Source organism: Caviibacterium pharyngocola, assembly GCF_002795405.1.
GTDB classification, from domain to species: Bacteria; Pseudomonadota; Gammaproteobacteria; order Enterobacterales; family Pasteurellaceae; genus Caviibacterium; species Caviibacterium pharyngocola.
The window spans coordinates 135,792-155,625 of the sequence record NZ_PHGZ01000020.1 but is presented as its reverse complement, the minus strand read 5'-3'; the positions used below and the strand labels follow the sequence as shown (position 1 = coordinate 155,625).

Sequence of the window (19,834 nt, the reverse complement as noted above, 5' to 3'; positions counted from 1 at the left end):
CTTGCAAGATCTTTTTATAAAAAAATTTAAAAAAATCGATCAATCGATACTTTTTTAATCTAGTCGTTTATTTTCAGTTCTTTTTTTGCATAATCTATCAACGCGATTAACTCCGTTTTTCCTTTATTTGACAGAACTTTATTATCTGCAAGAATTTGTTCGGCACGCGCAACGATAAATTTAAGATAATCTTGATTGTTTGTCGCTTCATATTGTTGTTTAGCAAAATACATATCGGCAAAATCTTTGTTAATTTGCGAAATCAGTAATTTTTGCCCGAATAATACGATTAACGCAGCAACCAACGCAATCACCGTACCATAACCATCCGTCGGATAATATAAAATCCCACCAACAATAAAAAGTGCGGTCACTAAAATCGAACTATTTTTAATATAACCGTCTGCCGGCGGTGCTTTAATCAAGTCTTTAAGTTTCATATTGTTCCTTTAAAAAAATCGGGCGACAAAAATGTCGCCCGAAATCATACCATTAAACCTTAAGCAAGCACACCAAAGTGATAGCCAAGGATACCTACACCGAATAACGCAAAGATAATGTACATTGCATTGACTTTTTTACGCAATAAATACATACAGAAGAACGTTAAACCTAACGCAGCAAGACCCGGCAACAAATCGTTTAACACGCTTTGGACGGTTGTGACGACTTCATCGCCCGCTTGATTAGTATAACGGGATAACTCCAACGGAATATTGATGCTTGTCCATTTCGACACCAGCGAGCCCATTACAAAGAGACCCAGGATTGATGCGCCTTGAGTCAGTTTTTGCAAGCGACCGCCACCCATATCTTGAACGATTTCCGTACCTTTTGCATAACCGTATTTGAAACCATACCAACGGGTTAATGCGCGGAAAATATTGATACCGATAAAGAATAACAATGGACCTAATAAGCTGCCGCTGATAGCAAGACCTGCACCTAATGCAGCAAGAACAGGACGTAATGTACCCCAGAAAATCGGGTCGCCCACACCGGCCAACGGTCCCATAAGACCGACTTTCACACCACTGATTGCCGCATCATCAATATCGGTCGCCCCGTTCGCACGTTCTTGTTCCATTGCTGCGGTTACACCGATAATGGATGAAGCCACCCAAGGTTGGGTATTAAAGAATTCAAGATGACGTTTTAACGCCGCCGCTTGATCTTCTTTCTTGCTATATAACCGTTTAATCGCCGGAATCATTGACACGCAAAAACCCATTGCTTGCATACGTTCAAAGTTGAATGAACCCAAAAGAAACGTTGAACGCCAGTAAGTGCTACGAATATCCGCCGCAGTTAATTGTTTTTTCTCAGACATAATAAAATTCCTTCTTAATCTTATAGACCTTCAAGTTCATCATCAGCAAGTTCTTTTTTGCTTGCCACGGGCAACGTCGCTTGGTTAAAACGCGGATTTAATTGGATATAAATTAACGCTAAACACGCACCTAAGAAACCTAAACCGACCAAGTTGTAATCTGAGAATGACGCAATCACAAAGCCGAGGAAGAAGAACGGCATTAACGCACCGGCACGCATCATATTAATCACCATCGCATAACCGACGACCACGATAAAGCCACCGGCAATTTGCAAGCCGCGGGTAACCACTTCAGGAATAGCGTTCAATGCTTCGGTAACTGTATCCGTACCCGCAACTAAAGCAACGAAGAATGTTGGAATCGCCACGCGCAACGCTTGCAAGCTAAGACCTGCAAAGTGACAAAATTCGATACCGCGGAAATTCGCATTCTTGGCAAAATCATCCGCCTTGTGTTGCAAGAAAATCGTCAATGTACGCACAAAGATTGTTAATACTTGACCAGCTGCAGCAACCGGAATTGCAATCGCAATCGCAGTACCTTTATCTTGACCGCCTTTGATAACTAAAATGGCTGCGATAACAGAGGCTAATGCCGCATCCGGCGCCATTGCTGCGCCCACGTTCATCCAGCCTAGCGCCAGCATTTCCAACATACCGCCGACAATAATCCCCGTTGTTAAATCACCCAACACCAAACCGATTAGCGTACAAGCCACTAACGGACGGTGGGTTTGACGTTCATCAAGTACGCTACCCATACCGCAAATTGCGGCAACAAGGGTAACTAAAATAATTTCCATCGAAGTCATAATGTTGTCCTTTATAAAAAATTAAAATTGAATATCGTTAAGTTTTTTCAGTGTCAGTTCAACTTTCGGATTGCTTGCCACTTTCTGCATAGATAAGTCCACGCCTAATTCAAGCAGTTTTTTGAAGGCTTCCACATCTGCTTTACCAACGGTAACCGCATCAGACAATAATTTATTGCCGTCTTTATAGGTCATACCGCCCACATTGATTTTATCAATTTTGACGCCACCTTCGATTAAACGCAACGCATCGGCTGGCTTAGTAACTAACCATAAAATATTTTTACCGGCATATTTCGGATTGTGATAAACCTTAATCGCTTTATCTACGGTAATCACATAACCTTTTAAACCTTCCGGCACGATTTGCAATAACAACTCACGACGTAAATCATCATTAGCCACTTCATCGCTAATAGCAAAAATCGCTTCACATTTCACCGCTTTCGCCCAAGAGGTTGCCACTTGACCGTGAATTAAACGGTCATCAATACGCAATAATGAAATATTCATATTGCCACTAAGTGCGGTCGGTTTTGCCGCAGTTTTTTCTTCGACAACCGCTTTCGGTGCCGCCGGTTTCACTGCTTCTTTCGGTTGACGGAAAGATTTTACCGCCGCCACACCGACTTCTTTTGCCGTTTCAACTAACTCAGGCAAGCTTGCATCATCTTTTGCATCTAATACTTCGAGCAACATCGGCAAACTGACACCGGTCACAATATCGGTATTTTCACCTCGCTCCGTTGCAACGCGACTTGCCGCGTTATACGGGCTTCCGCCGAACAAATCGACTAAAAATAAAACCGGCTCGTTTTCAGGTAACGTCGCAATAATCGCCTTGTACTTCTCGACTAAATGCTCGCCGCCCTCACCGGGTAAAAAAGTAACAACGTGGGTATTCTCATCTTCGCCATATACCATTGCGGCGGAATTGACGAGTTCTTCCGAGAATTTACCGTGCGTTGCAACGATAAGATGAGTCATAGCACCTCCAAATAAAGTTAATAAAAAAGAAAAATCGATTCAGCAGCCTTTCCTAAATAAAAGCAACCGTTTGCCTAAAAATTAGGTTAATTCTAATCCTAAGTTTTACTTAATCAAACAAAATTTATGAAATATGGGATCAAGATCACAATAAAAATAACTAAATTTTCCACTTAATGTCTCATCGTTCACGCAAAATGATAGATAAACCCACACTTTTTTAACGATTTTTAAGCAAAAAAATTAAATTTTTACGATGAGATTCACAAAAAGATAAGCATATTGCTAATAATTTTTTATTAGAAAATAATCGCGTGCTATAAATTTATTCGGCTTTTATTTGTAACCTAAAGGACCGCATAATGAAAATTACAGAAAAAAATACAAAGGAAATTAGACACACATTAAACGAACTTATCGGCAACGTCACCGCAAGAAATTTATTCACCGGTTACGGATTATTTCATCAAGACATAATGTTCGGACTTTACCAAAGCGGCATTTTCTATCTTAAAGCGGAAAACGAATTGGCAACCCATTTAGAAAACCAAGGCGCCGTTTCTTATTTAACCTCTTCACGCAGCCCGCCGCTAAATATCGGACATTATTACCGACTTCCTCAAGCCGTGATACAAGACAAAGCAGTGTTCAAAAGACTAGTGATTCTTTCCATTCAACAAATTCGCGCCAAAAAGTTGGCCGAAGCGTTAGCCAAGAAAAATCGCATAAAAGAACTGCCAAATCTTTCAATAAAACACGAAAGACTGTTGGCTAAAATCAACATTCAAGACATTGCAACCTTCAAAACCGTCGGCGCAGCAAACTGCTTCGTCAGATTAAAAAAAGAAGGTGTTTCCGTCAACTTATTGCTATTTTGGAACTTAACCGCCGCATTATTGAATAAAAACGTCAATTTGCTGACGGAAAAAGAACGAACAAACGCATTAAACAGACTCAACACCGCCTTAGTCAATGCCGGATTCAGAAAAATCAAACTACCGGATCAAGCTTAACTAAGGTTACAAAAAAAACCACCTAGCCTCTTGTTAACCAAGGGGTTGGGTGGTTATTTGTATAAAATATTTATGATGATTAAAACCAAAAAAATTTTGCTATTCAACAACCTAAACCTCAACAAAGAACTGCTCCTTGGCTACCCAAGTCATCTGTTACAACTTCGTGAAGTTGCTCAGGATAATATCTTAAAATCAAGATGACGCTAATTCTCAAATATGATTTAATAAATTCAATCATTGTCTTTATTCGGAGGTAACTATGACAAGCTACAAAGCGGTGTTTAGCGATATTGACGGTACGTTATTAAATAGCCGGCATCAAATCACTCAGGATACCGTGCGCGCTATTCGGCGTATTATTCAAAAAGGTATTCCGTTTATTCCCGTTTCTGCTCGCCCGCCTTATGCCATAACACCTTACACCGATCAACTGAAAACCGATCAAGCGATTATTTGTTATAGCGGCGCGTTGATTTTGGATAAAAATTTGACCGCACTTTATAGCGTAACCTTAGAAAATCAAGATCTACACGCGCTTGAACAGCGGCTACAAGACTCGCCGCATCTTTCCATCAGCTATTATTCCGGATTGGATTGGTTTACCGATAATCCCGATAATCCTTGGATAAAACAAGAAGGCGAGATCACCGGACTTTCGGCGAAAATTAAGCCGCAAGAGTTAACCGATGTGCATAAAATTTTAATAATGAGTGACGCCAAATATATCGCGCCGTTGGAAAAACAGCTGCAACAGCAATTTCCGCACCTTTCGATTCACCGTTCGAAAGGCGAATATTTGGAAATAATGAATAACGCCGCCACCAAATCCGCCGCCATTCGTTTTATGGAAAAACATTTATCGCTTTGCGCCGATGAAGTGATTGCATTCGGTGACAATTTTAACGATTTGGATATGTTGCAATACGCCGGTTTAAGCGTGGCAATGGGAAATGCGCCGGACGAAATAAAAAATGCGGCGAAAGAAGTGACCGCCGATCACAATCACGACGGCATCGCATTGGTGTTAAATCGGGTATTTAAGTAAGAGAATCGATTTATGTTGAATGATCATTTGAAACTTTCCGTATATAAATTCACGCGTAAAGATAAAGAAACGGACGAGCGCGCCATTGAAACCGCCAAAAAGAAATTAACCTCCGGTATTCTAAATCAAATAACCTCGAAAGAATCTGAAATTATCGTCGAAAAAACCGAGCATAATTTTCGTGGCATTTGGAAAATCAATGCAAAACGCTGTGTGGAATATAGTCAGTCTGACGGGCGTTACTCACGCCCGTAATTTTTAAGCGAGTAAATTTTCCAATTCTTCCTGTAAACTCAGCCATTGCATTTCCGCGTCGTCTAAACTTCTTTTACATTCCGTTTGTTTGCTTAAAAGTGCGGTCAATTTTTCTCTATTTTCTGCGCGATATAATTCGGTATCGGCGAGTTGATGTTCGATTTCGCTAAGGCGGGCGGAAAATTTATTCATCATTTCTTCAAATTGCGCGATTTTTTTCCGCAACGGGGCGGTTTTTTGACGCAATTCGGCTTCCGCGCGTTTTTGTTCTTTTCGATTGGCGGCGGTGTTTTCTTTTTCAATGCCGTTATCTTTCGAATCGGCGGAGGATTGATTATTAACTTCCGCCAGCCATTTTTGATAATCGTCCAAATCGCCTTTAAATGCTTCCACTTGTTTATCGTGAACCAAATAAAATTCTTCCACGGTATTGCGTAGCAAATGTCTGTCGTGCGAAACCACCACCAAGGATCCTTGATAATCCACCAAGGCTTCGGTTAAAGCTTGACGCATATCCAAATCCAAATGGTTGGTCGGTTCGTCCAATAACAATAAATTCGGGCGATTCCAAACGATTAACGCCAACACCAAGCGCGCTTTTTCGCCGCCGGAAAAAGATTGCACCGCTTGATTAACTTTGTCGCCGTGAAAGGCAAAGCTGCCTAAATAATCGCGCAGTTGTTGCTCCGTTTGTTGCGGCGCGATTTTTTGTAAATGCCACAAGGCGCTTTCCTCGGCGCGTAAGGTGTCTAATTGATGTTGCGCGAAATAACCGAGTTGTACGCCTTTGGCTAACTGAACGTTGCCGGAAAGTGCGGTCAATTCGCCGGCTAATAATTTGATTAAGGTGGATTTACCCGCGCCGTTTTTACCTAATAAACCGATACGCGAACCGGGCACCAAATTAAGTTTAATTTTTTGCAAAATTTCCACCGCACTTTCGCCGCTACCGTAGCCGGCGCTGGCTTTTTCGATGGAAACCAGCGGATTCGGTAAAGAAAGCGGTTCGCGAAAGTGAAAGGTGAACGGGTTATCCGCATAGGCGGGCGCGATCAATTCCATTCTTTCCAAGGCTTTAATTCGGCTTTGCGCTTGTTTGGCTTTGCTCGCTTTGGCTTTAAAGCGGTCGATATATTTTTGTAAATGTGAGATTTTTTGTTGCTGTTGGCGATAAAGTGCGGTCTGTTGCGCCAATTTTTCCGCACGTTGAATCTCAAAAGAAGAATAATCGCCGGTATATTCGTTCAGTTTTTGATTTTCGATGTGCAAAATTTTATTCACGATCGGATCAAGAAAATCCCTGTCGTGCGAAATCAAAATCAGTGTGCCGGAATATTGCGCGAGCCAACGTTCCAGCCAAATCACGGCATCCAAATCCAAGTGGTTGGTCGGTTCGTCCAACAATAACAAATCGGAACGACACAATAAGGCTTGTGCCAAATTCAACCTCATTCGCCAGCCACCGGAAAAAGATTTCACCGGCTGTTGCAATTCTTGTTGAGTAAATCCCAATCCGTGTAGTAAGGCGGAGGCGCGAGCTTGGATTGTCCACGCATCGATCGTATCAAGCCGCGCGTGAATTTCCGCGATCAAATTCCCGTTATTTTCATCGTTCGCTTGGGTTAATTGTTGTTGCAAACGGCAATATTCGCGATCACCTTCAATTACATAATCCAGCGCCGCAATGTCTAATGCGGGCGTTTCTTGATTCACCCAAGACACCGCCCAATTCGACGGAAAAGAGACTTCGCCGCCTTCGGCGCTCATTTCTTTCTTTAATAAAGCAAACAGCGAAGATTTCCCACAGCCATTTTTGCCGACTAAGCCGACTTTTTGACCGGGATTAACGGAGGCAGCGGCATTTTCCAATAAAAGAGATTGTCCGCGTTTTAGTGTTAAATTTGTGAAAAAAATCATTATTTATGTTAATGTTGTTATAAGATATTAATTGTTAATTTTTTCTATTTTCCACTTTTTTATCGGGGTTGCCAATGTTTGATTCACTGATTGTTCAATTTGTCGTGTTATGGGCGGTAATCGATCCTATCGGTTCCGTTCCGGTTTATTTAACCAAAACCGTCGGATTATCTATCGAGGATAGACGCAAAATCGCGTTAAAAGCGACGCTCATCGCTACCGGCATTTTGATGTTTTTCTTGATTTTAGGTCAGGGTTTATTAGAAGCGATGCAAATTCCGCTTACGGCGTTCCAAATTGCCGGTGGGTTGGTTTTGTTACTTTTTGCCTTGACAATGATTTTCGGCGAAGGAAAACCGGAACAGGAAATGAAAATGTCCGCCAGTTTAAGCGAATTGGCGGTATATCCGCTTGCGGTGCCGTCCATCGCCTCACCCGGCGCGATGATGGCGATTGTGTTATTAACCGATAACCACCGTTTCAGCTTTTTTGATCAGGTGTTAACAACCTTTATTATGCTCGCCGTGTTATTTATTACGTACTTGCTATTTTTAGCGGCAAACCGAATTCAACGTATCATCGGCAATACCGGTGCGGCGGTGATCAGTCGGGTAATGGGACTGATTTTGGCGGCGGTAGCAATTAACAATATGCTGGTCGGTATCCGCGATTTCTTTACTCAAGTCGTTTAATCTTTTCTTCTTTCCTAAAGTGCGGTTAAAAATCACGCGATAAATAACCGCACTTTCTTTATACAAACAACTCTGTGATCCAGTTCAAATATTTTTAACTTAAAAAAAGTTATGATGACCGATGTTATTTTTCATTTACAGAGGTATAAAATGACGAATGCAGAACTGATGCAGGAAGGTATCAACCTGATGTTTGCGGGAATGGGTTTCGTATTGGTTTTTTTATGGTTGCTCATTGTCGCAATCGGACTGATGTCGAAACTCATCAATCGCTTTTTTCCCGAACCCTTAGCGGTTCAAGCGCCCGCCCAATCGATTCAAACGGCGGCAACGGATGACCTAGCGCGTTTACGCCCGGTTATTATTGCCGCAATCGCCCACCACCGTCGCCAACAAGGACTTAAATAATTTATTCGGAGAAGAAATACAATGGCTACACAAACTAAAAAAATTGCAATTACCGATGTGGTTTTACGCGACGCGCATCAATCTCTTTTCGCAACGCGTTTACGTCTTGATGATATGTTGCCGATCGCGGCGGAATTGGATAAGGTCGGATATTGGTCGTTGGAAGCTTGGGGCGGCGCAACCTTTGATTCCTGCATTCGTTTTTTAGGCGAAGATCCTTGGGTGCGTTTACGCGAATTGAAAAAAGCGATTCCGAATACGCCGTTGCAAATGTTATTGCGCGGACAAAATTTATTAGGCTATCGCCATTATGCGGACGATGTGGTGGATCGCTTCGTCGAGCGCGCCGTAACCAATGGAATGAGTGTGTTCCGCGTGTTTGATGCGATGAACGATCCGCGCAATATGCAACAAGCGCTTAAAGCCGTGCGCAAAAACGGCGGTCACGCACAAGGTACGCTGAGCTATACCACAAGTCCGGTACATACCTTAGAAACTTGGTTGGATTTAACCGAACAATTATTAGAAATCGGCGTGGACTCGTTGGTGATTAAAGATATGTCCGGTATTTTAACTCCGGGCGAAGCCTATAATTTAGTCAGCGAAATCAAAAAACGTTACGACGTTCAACTTCATTTACATTGCCACGCTACTACAGGTATGGCAGAAATGGCGTTGTTAAAAGCAGTGGAAGCCGGTATCGACGGAATTGATACTGCAATATCCTCAATGAGCGGCACTTATGGTCATCCGGCAACCGAAGCCTTAGTGGCAACCTTGCAAGGCACACAATACGACACCGGTTTGGATATTCCGCAAATCGAACGCATTGCGGCATATTTCCGCGACGTGCGTAAAAAATACCACAAATTCGAAGGTCAATTAAAAGGCGTGGACAGCCGAATTTTAGTGGCGCAAGTGCCGGGCGGAATGTTAACCAACTTGGAAAGCCAGTTAAAACAACAAAACGCGTCCGATAAATTGGATTTGGTGTTACAAGAAATTCCTCGCGTTCGCCAAGATTTAGGCTATATTCCGCTAGTCACGCCGACCTCGCAAATAGTGGGAACGCAAGCGGTAATTAACGTATTAATGGGAGAACGCTACAAAACCATCGCCAAAGAAACCGCCGGTATTTTGAAAGGCGAATACGGTCGCACGCCGGCGCCGGTGAATGCGCAATTACAAGCAAAAGTGTTGGAAGGCGCACAACCGATCACCGACCGTCCAGCGGATCATATTGCGGCGGAAATGGATAAACTCACCCAAGAAGTGAAACAACTTGCACAAGAAAAAGGCATTAAATTGGCGGAAAATGAAGTTGACGATGTGCTTATCGTCGCGCTGTTCCCGCAAATCGGTTTGAAATTCTTGGAAAACCGCGGCAATCCGGATGCCTTCGAACCTGCTCCGACAGCAGAAAGTGCGGTACAAAAAACGGCGGAAAAACCGACCGCACCTGTTGCACAAAATAAAGGCGGTAGCGCGGTTTATACCGTGGAATTAGAAGGCAAAGCCTTTGTGGTGAAAGTCAGCGAAGGCGGCGAAATCAGCAATATTGCGCCGGCGGCAGCGCCTGCACCGACACCTACCGCCGCACCGGCACCAAGCGCACCGACAGGCGGCGTACCGGTAACGGCGCCAATGGCGGGAAATATTTGGAAAGTGGTTGCGACGGAAGGTCAACAAGTGGCGGAAGGAGACGTATTGTTGATTTTAGAAGCAATGAAAATGGAAACGGAAATTCGTGCATCACAAGCAGGCACGGTTCGCGCTATTAGCGTAAAAGCCGGTGACGCTGTGGGTGTCGGCGATACGCTAATGACTTTAGCATAGAGGTAACGATGGAAAGTATATTAGCCTTAATTCGCGGTATGGGCATAATGAATATGGAAATCGGTCAAGCGATAATGCTTGCCGTCAGTCTGTTGTTATTATGGCTGGCTATCGCACGAAAATTCGAACCGCTGTTACTGTTACCGATAGGTTTCGGCGGATTATTATCGAACATTCCCGAAGCGGGCTTGGCGATGACCGCTTTGGATAACTTATTGCATAGCGGTTCCGCCCAACAGCTTGCCGTGATTGCGGCGAAATTAAATACGGTTGCCGATCCTGCGGCGATTAAGACCGCACTTAACAGCGCGTTACCTTCCGTGGTGAACGAACTGGAAACCTTAGCGGGCGATATGGGTTATACCGCGGGCGTATTGGCGTTGTTTTATAAGGTCGCTATCGGTTATGGCGTCGCGCCTTTAATTATCTTTATGGGTGTCGGCGCGATGACGGATTTCGGCCCGCTGCTCGCTAATCCACGCACATTATTACTTGGTGCGGCGGCGCAATTCGGTATTTTCGCCACCGTCCTCGGTGCATTGGGCTTGAACTGGTTGGGCGTGATCGATTTCACCTTACCGCAAGCGGCGGCGATTGGTATTATCGGCGGTGCGGACGGTCCGACAGCGATTTACCTAGCCAGTAAATTAGCGCCGGAATTATTAGGCGCCATCGCAGTGGCAGCATATTCTTATATGGCATTGGTTCCGTTGATTCAACCGCCGATTATGAAAGCGCTCACTACGCAACAAGAACGTAAAATCCGAATGGTGCAAATGCGTAATGTCAGCAACCGTGAGAAAATTTTGTTCCCAATAGTGTTGTTAGTGTTAGTGGCGTTGTTATTGCCAGATGCTGCACCGTTGCTCGGTATGTTCTGTTTCGGTAATTTAATGCGCGTCAGCGGTGTGGTGGAACGTTTAAACGACACCGCACAAAATGCCTTAATCAATATCGTGACCATTTTCCTCGGATTATCCGTCGGTGCGAAATTAGTGGCGGATAAATTCCTACAACCACAAACATTAGGTATTTTGGTCTTGGGAATGATCGCTTTCGGTATCGGTACGGCAAGTGGTGTATTAATGGCGAAATTAATGAATCGCTTTACGAAAAATCCAATTAATCCGCTAATCGGTGCGGCTGGGGTTTCCGCCGTACCAATGGCGGCACGGGTGGCGAACAAAGTCGGTTTGGAAGCCGATCATCAAAACTTCCTATTAATGCACGCAATGGGCCCGAACGTTGCCGGTGTTATCGGCTCGGCGATTGCGGCAGGGGTAATGTTGAAATATATTTCAGCAATGATGTAATCACCATCGTTCAATAAAAACCAAACCTTGCCGAAATAAATTAACTCGGCAAGGTTTTTTTATGGGAGCAAATTATGCAACACGTTCAATTAACACCGACACTTCGTTTCAGCCGAATCATTCAAGGATTTTGGCGCTTAAAAAATTGGCAAAAAACGCCGCAAGAATTACTCACTTTCGTCAAACAAGGATTGGAATACGGTATCGATACCTTAGATCACGCCGCGTGTTACGACGGATTTAAATCGGAAGCCGAATTCGGTCGCGCTTTGGCATTGGATAAATCGCTGCGCGAACAACTGACCTTAATCACAAAGTGCGGTATTTTATATCCGAATTCCGAATTGCCCGACATTCAAAGTCATTATTATGATAACAGTTATCAACATATTATTTGGTCGGCGGAACGATCCTTACAAAAACTCCAATGCGAATATTTGGACGTGTTATTGATTCACCGTTTGTCGCCTTGTGCCGATCCGGAACAAATTGCATTAGCATTCGAACACTTACATCAAGCGGGAAAAGTGCGTCACTTCGGTGTATCCAATTACACGGCGGCAAAATTTTCAATGTTGCAATCCTATGTAAATCAACCTTTAATCACAAATCAAATCGAAATTTCACCGTTACATTTAACGCCTTTTGACAACGGCACTTTGGATTTTTTATTAGAAAAACGTATTAAACCGATGGCGTGGTCACCGCTGGCAGGTGGGAAACTGTTTGCTGAAAACGGGCATCGCGTTGCCGAAATTTTACGAAAAATCGGCGAGAAAAAAGGCGAAACACGTTTAGATACCTTAGCTTATGCTTGGCTGCTTTCTCATCCGGCAAAAATAATGCCGATTGTGGGTTCCGGTCAAATCGAACGGGTAAAAAGTGCGGTCGATGCGCTAACTATTTCTTTTAGCGAAGAAGAATGGATTGCGGTTTATGTCGCTTCTCAAGGGCACGATATTCCTTAATATAATTAGAAAATCTCGCGAAAAAACACCGCACTTTTTGCGAAATCTCACAAACTTAATAAACTATTTGCATTGAACGGTTCTTATAAAAAGATTCGTTATTTTGCTAAATTATACAGAAATAAAAAAGCCTATCTTAATCAATTCGGATAGGCTTTTTTTCGATCAAGTTTGATCAAAGTGCGGTCAAATTAACGTTTGTTTTTTACCAATTTCTCGGTAAGTTCATACGCGCGTAATTTCGCCAATTCTTTTGAAAGTTTAGATGCCAATAATTCATAATTCGCATCTTTCGCACCGGATACAATATTTTGTTCCGCACGGCGTTTCGCTTCCAAAATACGATTACCGTCAAGTTCTTTTCCTCGAATCGCAACGTCTGCGAGTACGGTCACAACGTTCGGTTGAACTTCTAAAAATCCGCCGGAAACGTAGATGACTTCTTCATTACCGCTTTCCAAGGTTATTTTTACGATACCCGGTTTAATCGCGGTTAATAATGGGGTGTGTCCGGGCAAAATACCCAACTCACCCTCGGTACCCGTGGCTTGAATACTTTTAACGTCGCCGTTAAAAATACTTTCTTCCGCACTGACTACGGTTAGTTTAAATGTTGCCATATTCCTCTCCTTCAAGTTTGCTGTTAATCAGTCTTGAAGTGATTACATATTTTTGGCTTTTTCTAGCACTTCTTCGATTGAACCGACCATATAGAACGCTTGTTCCGGAATATGATCGTATTCACCGTCTAAAATACCTTTGAAACCGCGAATCGTATCTTTCAACGAGACATATTTACCCGGTGAACCGGTAAAGACTTCGGCAACGAAGAACGGTTGTGATAAGAAACGTTCGATTTTACGCGCGCGTGCCACCACAAGTTTGTCGTCTTCGGAAAGTTCGTCCATACCAAGAATCGCGATAATATCTTTCAATTCTTTATAACGTTGTAAGATACCTTGTACGCCGCGTGCGACGTCATAATGCTCTTGACCCACGACAAGCGGATCTAATTGACGCGAGGTGGAATCCAACGGGTCAACCGCAGGATAAATACCTAACGACGCAATTTGACGGCTTAATACGACCGTTGAGTCTAAGTGCGCAAAGGTAGTTGCCGGAGACGGGTCTGTTAAGTCATCCGCAGGAACGTAAACCGCTTGAACAGATGTGATAGAACCTGTTTTAGTGGAAGTAATACGTTCTTGAAGTACACCCATTTCTTCTGCAAGAGTCGGTTGGTAACCTACCGCAGACGGCATACGACCTAATAACGCGGATACTTCGGTACCGGCAAGGGTATAACGATAAATATTATCCACGAAGAATAAAACGTCACGACCTTCGTCACGGAATTTTTCCGCCATTGTCAAACCGGTCAACGCAACGCGTAAACGGTTACCCGGCGGCTCATTCATTTGACCGTAAACCAGAGATACTTTATCCAATACGTTGGATTCCGTCATTTCGTGATAGAAGTCGTTACCTTCACGAGTACGTTCGCCTACACCGGCGAATACGGAATAACCTGAGTGCTCAATCGCAATATTACGGATTAATTCCATCATATTTACGGTTTTACCTACACCCGCACCACCGAATAAACCGACTTTACCCCCTTTTGCAAACGGGCAAATTAAGTCGATAACTTTAATACCGGTTTCCAATAGTTCCGTACTGTTCGATTGATCTTCGTAACTTGGCGCCGCACGGTGAATAGACCAGTTTTCTTCCGCACCGATTGGGCCGCGTTCGTCGATAGGTTCCCCTAATACGTTCATAATACGTCCTAGGGTTTTTGTTCCCACCGGAACGGAAATCGGTTTGCCCGTATTGGTTACGGTTAAACCGCGTTTTAAACCGTCCGATGAACCCATTGCGATACAACGAACGACACCGCCACCTAATTGTTGTTGAACTTCAAGCACTAAACCCGTTTCAACATTAAGGGCATCATATACTTTTGGTACTGCATCTTGTGGAAATTCAACGTCAATAACCGCACCGATGATTTGTACAATTTTTCCAGTTGCCATTACCGATCCTCTACTTTTTACTAAATTGCAGCCGCACCGGCGACAATTTCATTTAATTCATTTGTAATACTTGTTTGACGAGCTTTGTTATATACCAACTGCAAGTCTTTAATTAAATTACCTGCGTTGTCAGTCGCCGCTTTCATCGCCACCATTCGAGCCGCTTGCTCGGAAGCCAAGTTTTCAACTACCGCTTGATAAACTTGCGATTCCAAATAACGAACCAATAAATTATCCAATAAAATTTTCGGATCCGGTTCGTAAAGGTAATCCCAAGATTGTTTTACTTCGCCCAAATTATCGTTTGTTAATTCCGGCAACGGAACGAGTTTTTCTAACGTCGGTTTTTGCGACATCGTATTAACGAATTTATTATAAGCAATATAGATCGCATCCAATTTGCCTTCTTTATAACCTTCGAACATACGGTTTGCAATACCAATCAATTCTTCGACGGAAGGATTATCTCCCATCCCCGAATGTTGGGCTTTGATCTCCAGACCGAGAGAATGGAAAAAACCGATTCCTTTCGCACCGATTAAACCGAGTGCAACGTCAATTTTTTGTTCTTTCCAATTCTTCGTTTCGTTAAGTACGGTTTTAAATAAATTAATATTTAATCCGCCGCATAATCCGCGGTCTGTCGAAACAACTAAAATACCGATTCGTTTGATATCCCGTTCCACTAAAAACGGATGTTTATAACCGATACTGGCTTTTGAAACGTGGCTAATTACGCTGCGTATCGCATTAGAATACGGACGCGAAGAAGACATCCGATCTTGCGTTTTACGCATTTTCGATGCGGCAACCATTTCCATTGCTTTCGTAATTTTTTGCGTACTTTGAACACTGGAAATTTTGGTTCTTATCTCTTTTGCACCAGCCATTTAATTTCTCCGTTAATTACCAAGTACTGTTAGCTTTGAAACTATCCAAAATACCTTTCAATGTGTCTTTGATTTCATCATTGTAATTACCGGTTTTGGTTAATTCGGCTAAAAATTCACCGTTATTATGGCTCGCATATTCTAAAAGCGCAGATTCGAAAGAACCGATACGATCTAATTCGACGTCATCCAAATAACCGAATTCTACGGCAAATAACACTAACGCTTGTTGACCGACGCTTAACGGAGAATATTGTTTCTGTTTCAATAATTCCGTTACTTTTTGACCGTGCGAAAGTTGTTTACGCGTTGCATCGTCAAGGTCGGAAGCAAACTGAGCGAACGCCGCCAATTCACGATATTGCGCAAGTGCGGTACGAATACCACCGGCTAATTTTTTCACCACTTTAGTTTGCGCCGCACCACCTACACGAGAAACCGAAATACCAGGGTTAACCGCCGGACGAATACCGGAGTTAAACAAGTTGGATTCCAAGAAGATCTGACCGTCGGTAATAGAAATTACGTTGGTCGGAACGAACGCGGAAACGTCCCCCGCTTGAGTTTCGATAATCGGAAGTGCGGTTAAAGAACCGGTTTTTCCTTTTACTTCGCCTTTCGTAAAACGTTCGACATATTCGCTGTTTACGCGAGATGCACGTTCAAGTAAACGAGAGTGTAAATAGAATACGTCTCCCGGGAATGCTTCACGACCCGGCGGACGACGTAATAATAATGAAATTTGACGATAAGCAACCGCTTGTTTAGATAAATCATCATAAACGATTAAGGCGTCTTCACCGCGATCACGGAAATATTCGCCCATCGCACAACCGGAATAAGGCGCAAGATATTGCAATGCCGCAGATTCGGAAGCAGAAGCCACGACCACGATAGTATTTTGTAATGCGCCGTGTTCTTCTAATTTGCGTACGACGTTCGCGATAGTGGAGGCTTTTTGACCGATTGCCACATAGATACACTTAATACCGGAATCGCGTTGGTTGATAATCGCGTCAATCGCCAATGCGGTTTTACCGGTTTGACGGTCACCGATAATCAATTCGCGTTGACCACGACCAATCGGCACCATTGAGTCAACGGCTTTATAACCGGTTTGAACAGGTTGATCAACGGATTTACGATCGATAACGCCGGGCGCAATCACTTCGACCGGAGAGAAACCGTCGTTTTCGATTTCACCTTTACCGTCAATCGGTTGACCTAAAGTATTAACCACACGACCTAATAATCCGCGACCGACCGGCACTTCAAGAATACGGCCGGTACATTGAACTTCCATACCTTCGGCAAGATCCGCGTAAGGTCCCATAACTACCGCACCGACCGAATCACGTTCTAAGTTAAGTGCCATAGCGTAACGGTTTCCCGGTAATGCAATCATTTCACCTTGCATTACGTCGCTCAAACCGTGGATACGAATAATACCGTCGCTGACGGAAACGATGGTTCCCGTATTGCGCGCTTCGCTGACCACTTCGAATTGAGCAATCCGTTTTTTAATCAATTCACTAATTTCTGTAGAATTTAGTTGCATCTTTTATTCCTCTTATAATTGCAACTCGCTTGCAAGACGGTTAAGTTGTCCGCGGCTACTGCCGTCAATGACAAAATCGTCCGTACGAATAATAGCGCCGGCAATCAGCGTACTATCGGTGCTGCAATTTAATTTAACTTTACGAGCAAGTCTTTTTTCCATTGCGGTAATAATTTTTTTCCGTTGCGCTTCGCTTAACGGTTGAGCAGATACCACATCGACTTCGGCCGTCGCTTGATGTTCTTCAACATAAGATTGAAATTCGCTCAATACTGCCGGAAGTACAGTTAAACGCTTATTTTCAGCCATTAACCGAATAAGATTTTGCCCATATTGATTAAGTTGTTCGCCACAAATGGAAATTACAGTATCCGCAAGTTTATTTGCCGATAACGAACTTGTTAATAATTCTTTCATCGCATCGTCTTTTACGACTTCCGCAGCGAAATTTAACATTTCCGTCCATTTTTCCACCGCACTTTTATCCGTAGCGGCTTGTTCGACTGCAAAATCAAATGCTGCTTTAGCATAAGGGCGAGCTATCGTAGTTAATTCTGACATAAGCTCAACCTTCTTATAGTTCCGCAACTAATTTATCAATAATGTCATTGTTAGCCGCTTCGTCAACCGTACGACCCACAATTTTCTCCGCACCGGCAACGGCAAGCGACGCCACTTTAATGCGCAATTCTTCTTGAACACGTTTACGCTCGGATTCGATTTCCGCGTGACCTTGTTCAATAATTCTTGCTTTCAGCGCTTCAGCTTCAACTTTAACTTCTTCTAAAATTTCATTGCGGCGTTTATTGGCTAAATCCACAATTTCCTGAGCCTGAATTTTTGCCTGATTAATTTCTTGTTCGGCCAAAACCTTGTTATCGGCTTGTTCTTTTTTCGCCGCTTCCGCCGAGGCTAAAGCATTCGCAATAGCGCTTTGACGTTCTTCGATGGCTTTAATAATCGGCGGCCATACATATTTCATACAAAACCATACGAATATGATAAACGCGATTGTTTGACCGATTAATGTTGCGTTGATATTCACAACGGCACCTCCTTTAAAGTTGGTTAGTTACTCGATTAAGAGTAGTCCGTCTTAGAATTAACCCAACAATGAAGCAAACGGATTGGCGAATGCAAAGTATAAACCGATACCTACAGCGATCATCGCGATAGCATCCAATAAACCCGCTACGATAAACATTTTAGTTAACAAAGAGTTAGCTAATTCCGGTTGACGTGCGGCGGATTCAAGGTATTTACCACCAAGAATACCAAAGCCGATACCGGTACCTAACGCAGCAAAAGCAAGCATAATAGCCGATGCGATGATAGTTGCACTGATTACAGTTTCCATATTTTTCTCCAGTTTGTTAAATGAGGCTTTTCAGCCGCTTGTTGTTTAAATAAAAGTTAAAATTAATGCGCTTCGGATTTATTGTAAGCAATGCCTAAATAAACCACCGTAAGCATCATAAAGACGAATGCTTGTAATACCACAATCAGAATATGGAAAATAGCCCAAGCTAATTGTAACGGCAAACCTAACGCCGCCACCGCCATATTCGCACTGTACATTACTGCAATTAAAATAAAGATTAATTCACCCGCATACATATTACCGAACAAACGCAGCGCCAATGAAATCGGTTTAGACACTAAAGTGACGGTTTCAAGCAATAAGTTGACCGGAATAAATACCGGATGATTGAAAGGATGCATCGTGTATTCTTTGACTAATCCGCCGAACCCTTTCGATTTGACGGTATAAAATAAAATCAAACAGAATACGCCGATAGACAGACTGAACGTAATATTCATATCCGCGGAAGGCACCGCGCGTAAATAATGAATACCGAGCATTTGCGCGACTTGCGGCAAATAATCTACCGGTACCAAGTCGATTAAGTTCATTAAAAAGACCCACACGAAAATCGTTAACGCCAACGGTGCGACTAACGTCCGATTACCGGTAAAGTTTTCTTTTACCACGCCGTCAATCCATTCCACTAACATTTCAACGACGCATTGCAATTTTCCAGGTACGCCGGTGGTCATTTTTTTACCTACACGATAAAAAATCGCGAGGAAAATAATGCCGGTAAGTAAGGTAAAGAAAAGCGAATCAAGATTGAAAGACCAAAATCCGTCACTTGAAGTTAAAAAAGTCAAGTGGTGTTGGATATATTCAATAGAAGTTTGAGATGCACCTTCAGCAGACATATTATCATCCTACGAATTGTTAATAAATTCTCATCACCAAGCGTTTCGACCGGTTCGCTCGAAACGTCAACAGGTTACTTGCGGGTTGATGTTATATTGAAAAAAACAGGTAGCAGGTTATTAAGCAAAATTACGATGAAATAACCTGAAAAAAGGCCTGCAAAATCCGGCTTAAAACCAGCAAAAACCAATATAAACAACCCCACAGTCAACGCTAATTTTAAGCCTTCGCTTTGATAAAGCACTTTGGCTTTGTTTTCTATCGGTGCATTCCCTTTAATGATCAATGCATAACCGATAAAAACAATTTGGGGCAAAAACGCAATTAATGATCCTAATAAAAAGGGCAAAAATTGTTCTGTAAACAAAAAGTAAACAAAAAGACTCAAAATTATGATAAAAAATATTTCTGTGACAAAAACCTTTTTATATAATTTTTTTGTGTTATCAAACACTAACGACATTCTATTTCGACTACTTTTCAAAAACTTACAGAATACTAAATTATACGGATAACTTTGCGTAATGCAACATAATCCCCACCT

22 protein-coding genes are annotated in these 19,834 nt (G+C 42.8%); 8 read left to right on the top strand and 14 right to left on the bottom strand.

Annotation, left to right across the window (positions count from 1 at the left end):
* Positions 1-59: 59 nt before the first annotated feature.
* The 4 genes from CVP04_RS09410 to CVP04_RS09395 are packed head-to-tail and all read right to left on the bottom strand — an operon-like array spanning position 60 to position 3,132.
* The gene (locus CVP04_RS09410; protein ID WP_100297254.1) at positions 60-440 is read right to left on the bottom strand and encodes a hypothetical protein; all 381 of its coding nucleotides are present in this window, start codon (positions 438-440) and stop codon (positions 60-62) included.
* 59 nt (positions 441-499) lie between these two features.
* Positions 500-1,330 (bottom strand): PTS mannose transporter subunit IID, encoded by an 831-nt coding sequence (gene manZ / locus CVP04_RS09405; protein WP_100297253.1) that lies wholly within the window; start codon positions 1,328-1,330, stop codon positions 500-502.
* A 20-nt stretch (positions 1,331-1,350) separates the two neighbouring features.
* The gene (locus CVP04_RS09400; protein ID WP_100297252.1) at positions 1,351-2,145 is read right to left on the bottom strand and encodes a PTS mannose/fructose/sorbose transporter subunit IIC; all 795 of its coding nucleotides are present in this window, start codon (positions 2,143-2,145) and stop codon (positions 1,351-1,353) included.
* Between the two features lie 21 nt (positions 2,146-2,166).
* Entirely contained in the window at positions 2,167-3,132 is a 966-nt protein-coding gene (locus CVP04_RS09395; protein ID WP_100297251.1) for a mannose/fructose/sorbose PTS transporter subunit IIA, read from the bottom strand.
* Positions 3,133-3,494: 362 nt separating this feature from the next.
* Here CVP04_RS09395 and CVP04_RS09390 point away from each other — a divergent pair, with 362 nt between their 5' ends.
* The 3 genes from CVP04_RS09390 (at position 3,495) to CVP04_RS09380 (ending at position 5,448) form a co-directional block, all read left to right on the top strand.
* Entirely contained in the window at positions 3,495-4,145 is a 651-nt protein-coding gene (locus CVP04_RS09390; protein WP_100297250.1) for a TfoX/Sxy family DNA transformation protein, read from the top strand.
* Between the two features lie 262 nt (positions 4,146-4,407).
* Positions 4,408-5,193 (top strand): Cof-type HAD-IIB family hydrolase, encoded by a 786-nt coding sequence (locus tag CVP04_RS09385; RefSeq protein WP_100297249.1) that lies wholly within the window; start codon positions 4,408-4,410, stop codon positions 5,191-5,193.
* Between the two features lie 12 nt (positions 5,194-5,205).
* Complete coding sequence (locus tag CVP04_RS09380) at positions 5,206-5,448, top strand: hypothetical protein (RefSeq protein WP_100297248.1); 243 nt, start codon at positions 5,206-5,208, stop codon at positions 5,446-5,448.
* Between the two features lie 3 nt (positions 5,449-5,451).
* On the opposite strand, the gene CVP04_RS09375 is transcribed toward CVP04_RS09380, so the two are convergent.
* On the bottom strand, positions 5,452-7,365 hold the full coding sequence (locus tag CVP04_RS09375) for an ABC transporter ATP-binding protein (RefSeq protein WP_100297247.1): 1,914 nt from the start codon (positions 7,363-7,365) through the stop codon (positions 5,452-5,454).
* 74 nt (positions 7,366-7,439) lie between these two features.
* Here CVP04_RS09375 and CVP04_RS09370 point away from each other — a divergent pair, with 74 nt between their 5' ends.
* The 5 genes from CVP04_RS09370 to CVP04_RS09350 all read left to right on the top strand — a co-directional run bounded on the left by CVP04_RS09370 (position 7,440) and on the right by CVP04_RS09350 (position 12,582).
* A complete protein-coding gene (locus CVP04_RS09370) occupies positions 7,440-8,057 on the top strand; it encodes a MarC family protein (RefSeq protein WP_100297246.1) in 618 nt (205 codons plus the stop codon).
* Between the two features lie 150 nt (positions 8,058-8,207).
* Positions 8,208-8,465 carry an oxaloacetate decarboxylase subunit gamma gene (locus CVP04_RS09365; RefSeq protein WP_100297245.1) on the top strand — a complete coding sequence of 86 codons (258 nt, stop codon included), beginning with the start codon at positions 8,208-8,210 and terminating at the stop codon, positions 8,463-8,465.
* Between the two features lie 21 nt (positions 8,466-8,486).
* Positions 8,487-10,301 carry a sodium-extruding oxaloacetate decarboxylase subunit alpha gene (oadA, locus tag CVP04_RS09360; RefSeq protein WP_100297244.1) on the top strand — a complete coding sequence of 605 codons (1,815 nt, stop codon included), beginning with the start codon at positions 8,487-8,489 and terminating at the stop codon, positions 10,299-10,301.
* An 8-nt stretch (positions 10,302-10,309) separates the two neighbouring features.
* Positions 10,310-11,614, top strand: a complete 1,305-nt coding sequence (locus tag CVP04_RS09355) for a sodium ion-translocating decarboxylase subunit beta (protein ID WP_100297243.1) — start codon at positions 10,310-10,312, stop codon at positions 11,612-11,614.
* Between the two features lie 74 nt (positions 11,615-11,688).
* Positions 11,689-12,582: an aldo/keto reductase gene (locus CVP04_RS09350; protein ID WP_100297242.1), complete on the top strand. Its 894-nt coding sequence runs from the start codon at positions 11,689-11,691 to the stop codon at positions 12,580-12,582.
* A 191-nt stretch (positions 12,583-12,773) separates the two neighbouring features.
* Here CVP04_RS09350 and CVP04_RS09345 read toward each other — a convergent pair whose 3' ends face one another.
* From CVP04_RS09345 to CVP04_RS09305, 9 genes are all read right to left on the bottom strand, one after another.
* Positions 12,774-13,202, bottom strand: coding sequence for a F0F1 ATP synthase subunit epsilon (locus tag CVP04_RS09345; protein ID WP_100297241.1), 429 nt, complete (start codon positions 13,200-13,202; stop codon positions 12,774-12,776).
* 42 nt (positions 13,203-13,244) lie between these two features.
* Positions 13,245-14,618, bottom strand: coding sequence for a F0F1 ATP synthase subunit beta (atpD, locus tag CVP04_RS09340; RefSeq protein WP_100297240.1), 1,374 nt, complete (start codon positions 14,616-14,618; stop codon positions 13,245-13,247).
* Positions 14,619-14,638: 20 nt separating this feature from the next.
* Positions 14,639-15,508, bottom strand: a complete 870-nt coding sequence (atpG, locus tag CVP04_RS09335; RefSeq protein ID WP_100297239.1) for a F0F1 ATP synthase subunit gamma — start codon at positions 15,506-15,508, stop codon at positions 14,639-14,641.
* Between the two features lie 16 nt (positions 15,509-15,524).
* Positions 15,525-17,066 (bottom strand): F0F1 ATP synthase subunit alpha, encoded by a 1,542-nt coding sequence (gene atpA, locus CVP04_RS09330; RefSeq protein WP_100297238.1) that lies wholly within the window; start codon positions 17,064-17,066, stop codon positions 15,525-15,527.
* 12 nt (positions 17,067-17,078) lie between these two features.
* Positions 17,079-17,627 carry a F0F1 ATP synthase subunit delta gene (gene atpH / locus CVP04_RS09325; protein ID WP_100297237.1) on the bottom strand — a complete coding sequence of 183 codons (549 nt, stop codon included), beginning with the start codon at positions 17,625-17,627 and terminating at the stop codon, positions 17,079-17,081.
* 13 nt (positions 17,628-17,640) lie between these two features.
* Positions 17,641-18,111, bottom strand: a complete 471-nt coding sequence (gene atpF, locus CVP04_RS09320; protein ID WP_100297236.1) for a F0F1 ATP synthase subunit B — start codon at positions 18,109-18,111, stop codon at positions 17,641-17,643.
* Between the two features lie 57 nt (positions 18,112-18,168).
* Complete coding sequence (gene atpE, locus CVP04_RS09315; RefSeq protein ID WP_005760745.1) at positions 18,169-18,423, bottom strand: F0F1 ATP synthase subunit C; 255 nt, start codon at positions 18,421-18,423, stop codon at positions 18,169-18,171.
* 62 nt (positions 18,424-18,485) lie between these two features.
* Positions 18,486-19,289, bottom strand: a complete 804-nt coding sequence (atpB, locus tag CVP04_RS09310) for a F0F1 ATP synthase subunit A (RefSeq protein ID WP_100297235.1) — start codon at positions 19,287-19,289, stop codon at positions 18,486-18,488.
* A gap of 74 nt (positions 19,290-19,363) precedes the next feature.
* Entirely contained in the window at positions 19,364-19,753 is a 390-nt protein-coding gene (locus CVP04_RS09305) for an ATP synthase subunit I (RefSeq protein WP_100297234.1), read from the bottom strand.
* Positions 19,754-19,834: the final 81 nt, after the last annotated feature.

What these genes read in the sequence shown, in the direction of transcription:
- CVP04_RS09410 (WP_100297254.1), bottom strand. Translation starts at nt 440, where the DNA reads ATGAAACTTAAAGACTTGATTAAAGCACCGCCGGCAGACGGTTATATT.
- manZ (WP_100297253.1), bottom strand. Translation starts at nt 1,330, where the DNA reads ATGTCTGAGAAAAAACAATTAACTGCGGCGGATATTCGTAGCACTTAC.
- CVP04_RS09400 (WP_100297252.1), bottom strand. Translation starts at nt 2,145, where the DNA reads ATGACTTCGATGGAAATTATTTTAGTTACCCTTGTTGCCGCAATTTGC.
- CVP04_RS09395 (WP_100297251.1), bottom strand. Translation starts at nt 3,132, where the DNA reads ATGACTCATCTTATCGTTGCAACGCACGGTAAATTCTCGGAAGAACTC.
- CVP04_RS09390 (WP_100297250.1), top strand. Translation starts at nt 3,495, where the DNA reads ATGAAAATTACAGAAAAAAATACAAAGGAAATTAGACACACATTAAAC.
- CVP04_RS09385 (WP_100297249.1), top strand. Translation starts at nt 4,408, where the DNA reads ATGACAAGCTACAAAGCGGTGTTTAGCGATATTGACGGTACGTTATTA.
- CVP04_RS09380 (WP_100297248.1), top strand. Translation starts at nt 5,206, where the DNA reads ATGTTGAATGATCATTTGAAACTTTCCGTATATAAATTCACGCGTAAA.
- CVP04_RS09375 (WP_100297247.1), bottom strand. Translation starts at nt 7,365, where the DNA reads ATGATTTTTTTCACAAATTTAACACTAAAACGCGGACAATCTCTTTTA.
- CVP04_RS09370 (WP_100297246.1), top strand. Translation starts at nt 7,440, where the DNA reads ATGTTTGATTCACTGATTGTTCAATTTGTCGTGTTATGGGCGGTAATC.
- CVP04_RS09365 (WP_100297245.1), top strand. Translation starts at nt 8,208, where the DNA reads ATGACGAATGCAGAACTGATGCAGGAAGGTATCAACCTGATGTTTGCG.
- oadA (WP_100297244.1), top strand. Translation starts at nt 8,487, where the DNA reads ATGGCTACACAAACTAAAAAAATTGCAATTACCGATGTGGTTTTACGC.
- CVP04_RS09355 (WP_100297243.1), top strand. Translation starts at nt 10,310, where the DNA reads ATGGAAAGTATATTAGCCTTAATTCGCGGTATGGGCATAATGAATATG.
- CVP04_RS09350 (WP_100297242.1), top strand. Translation starts at nt 11,689, where the DNA reads ATGCAACACGTTCAATTAACACCGACACTTCGTTTCAGCCGAATCATT.
- CVP04_RS09345 (WP_100297241.1), bottom strand. Translation starts at nt 13,202, where the DNA reads ATGGCAACATTTAAACTAACCGTAGTCAGTGCGGAAGAAAGTATTTTT.
- atpD (WP_100297240.1), bottom strand. Translation starts at nt 14,618, where the DNA reads ATGGCAACTGGAAAAATTGTACAAATCATCGGTGCGGTTATTGACGTT.
- atpG (WP_100297239.1), bottom strand. Translation starts at nt 15,508, where the DNA reads ATGGCTGGTGCAAAAGAGATAAGAACCAAAATTTCCAGTGTTCAAAGT.
- atpA (WP_100297238.1), bottom strand. Translation starts at nt 17,066, where the DNA reads ATGCAACTAAATTCTACAGAAATTAGTGAATTGATTAAAAAACGGATT.
- atpH (WP_100297237.1), bottom strand. Translation starts at nt 17,627, where the DNA reads ATGTCAGAATTAACTACGATAGCTCGCCCTTATGCTAAAGCAGCATTT.
- atpE (WP_005760745.1), bottom strand. Translation starts at nt 18,423, where the DNA reads ATGGAAACTGTAATCAGTGCAACTATCATCGCATCGGCTATTATGCTT.
- atpB (WP_100297235.1), bottom strand. Translation starts at nt 19,289, where the DNA reads ATGTCTGCTGAAGGTGCATCTCAAACTTCTATTGAATATATCCAACAC.
- CVP04_RS09305 (WP_100297234.1), bottom strand. Translation starts at nt 19,753, where the DNA reads ATGTCGTTAGTGTTTGATAACACAAAAAAATTATATAAAAAGGTTTTT.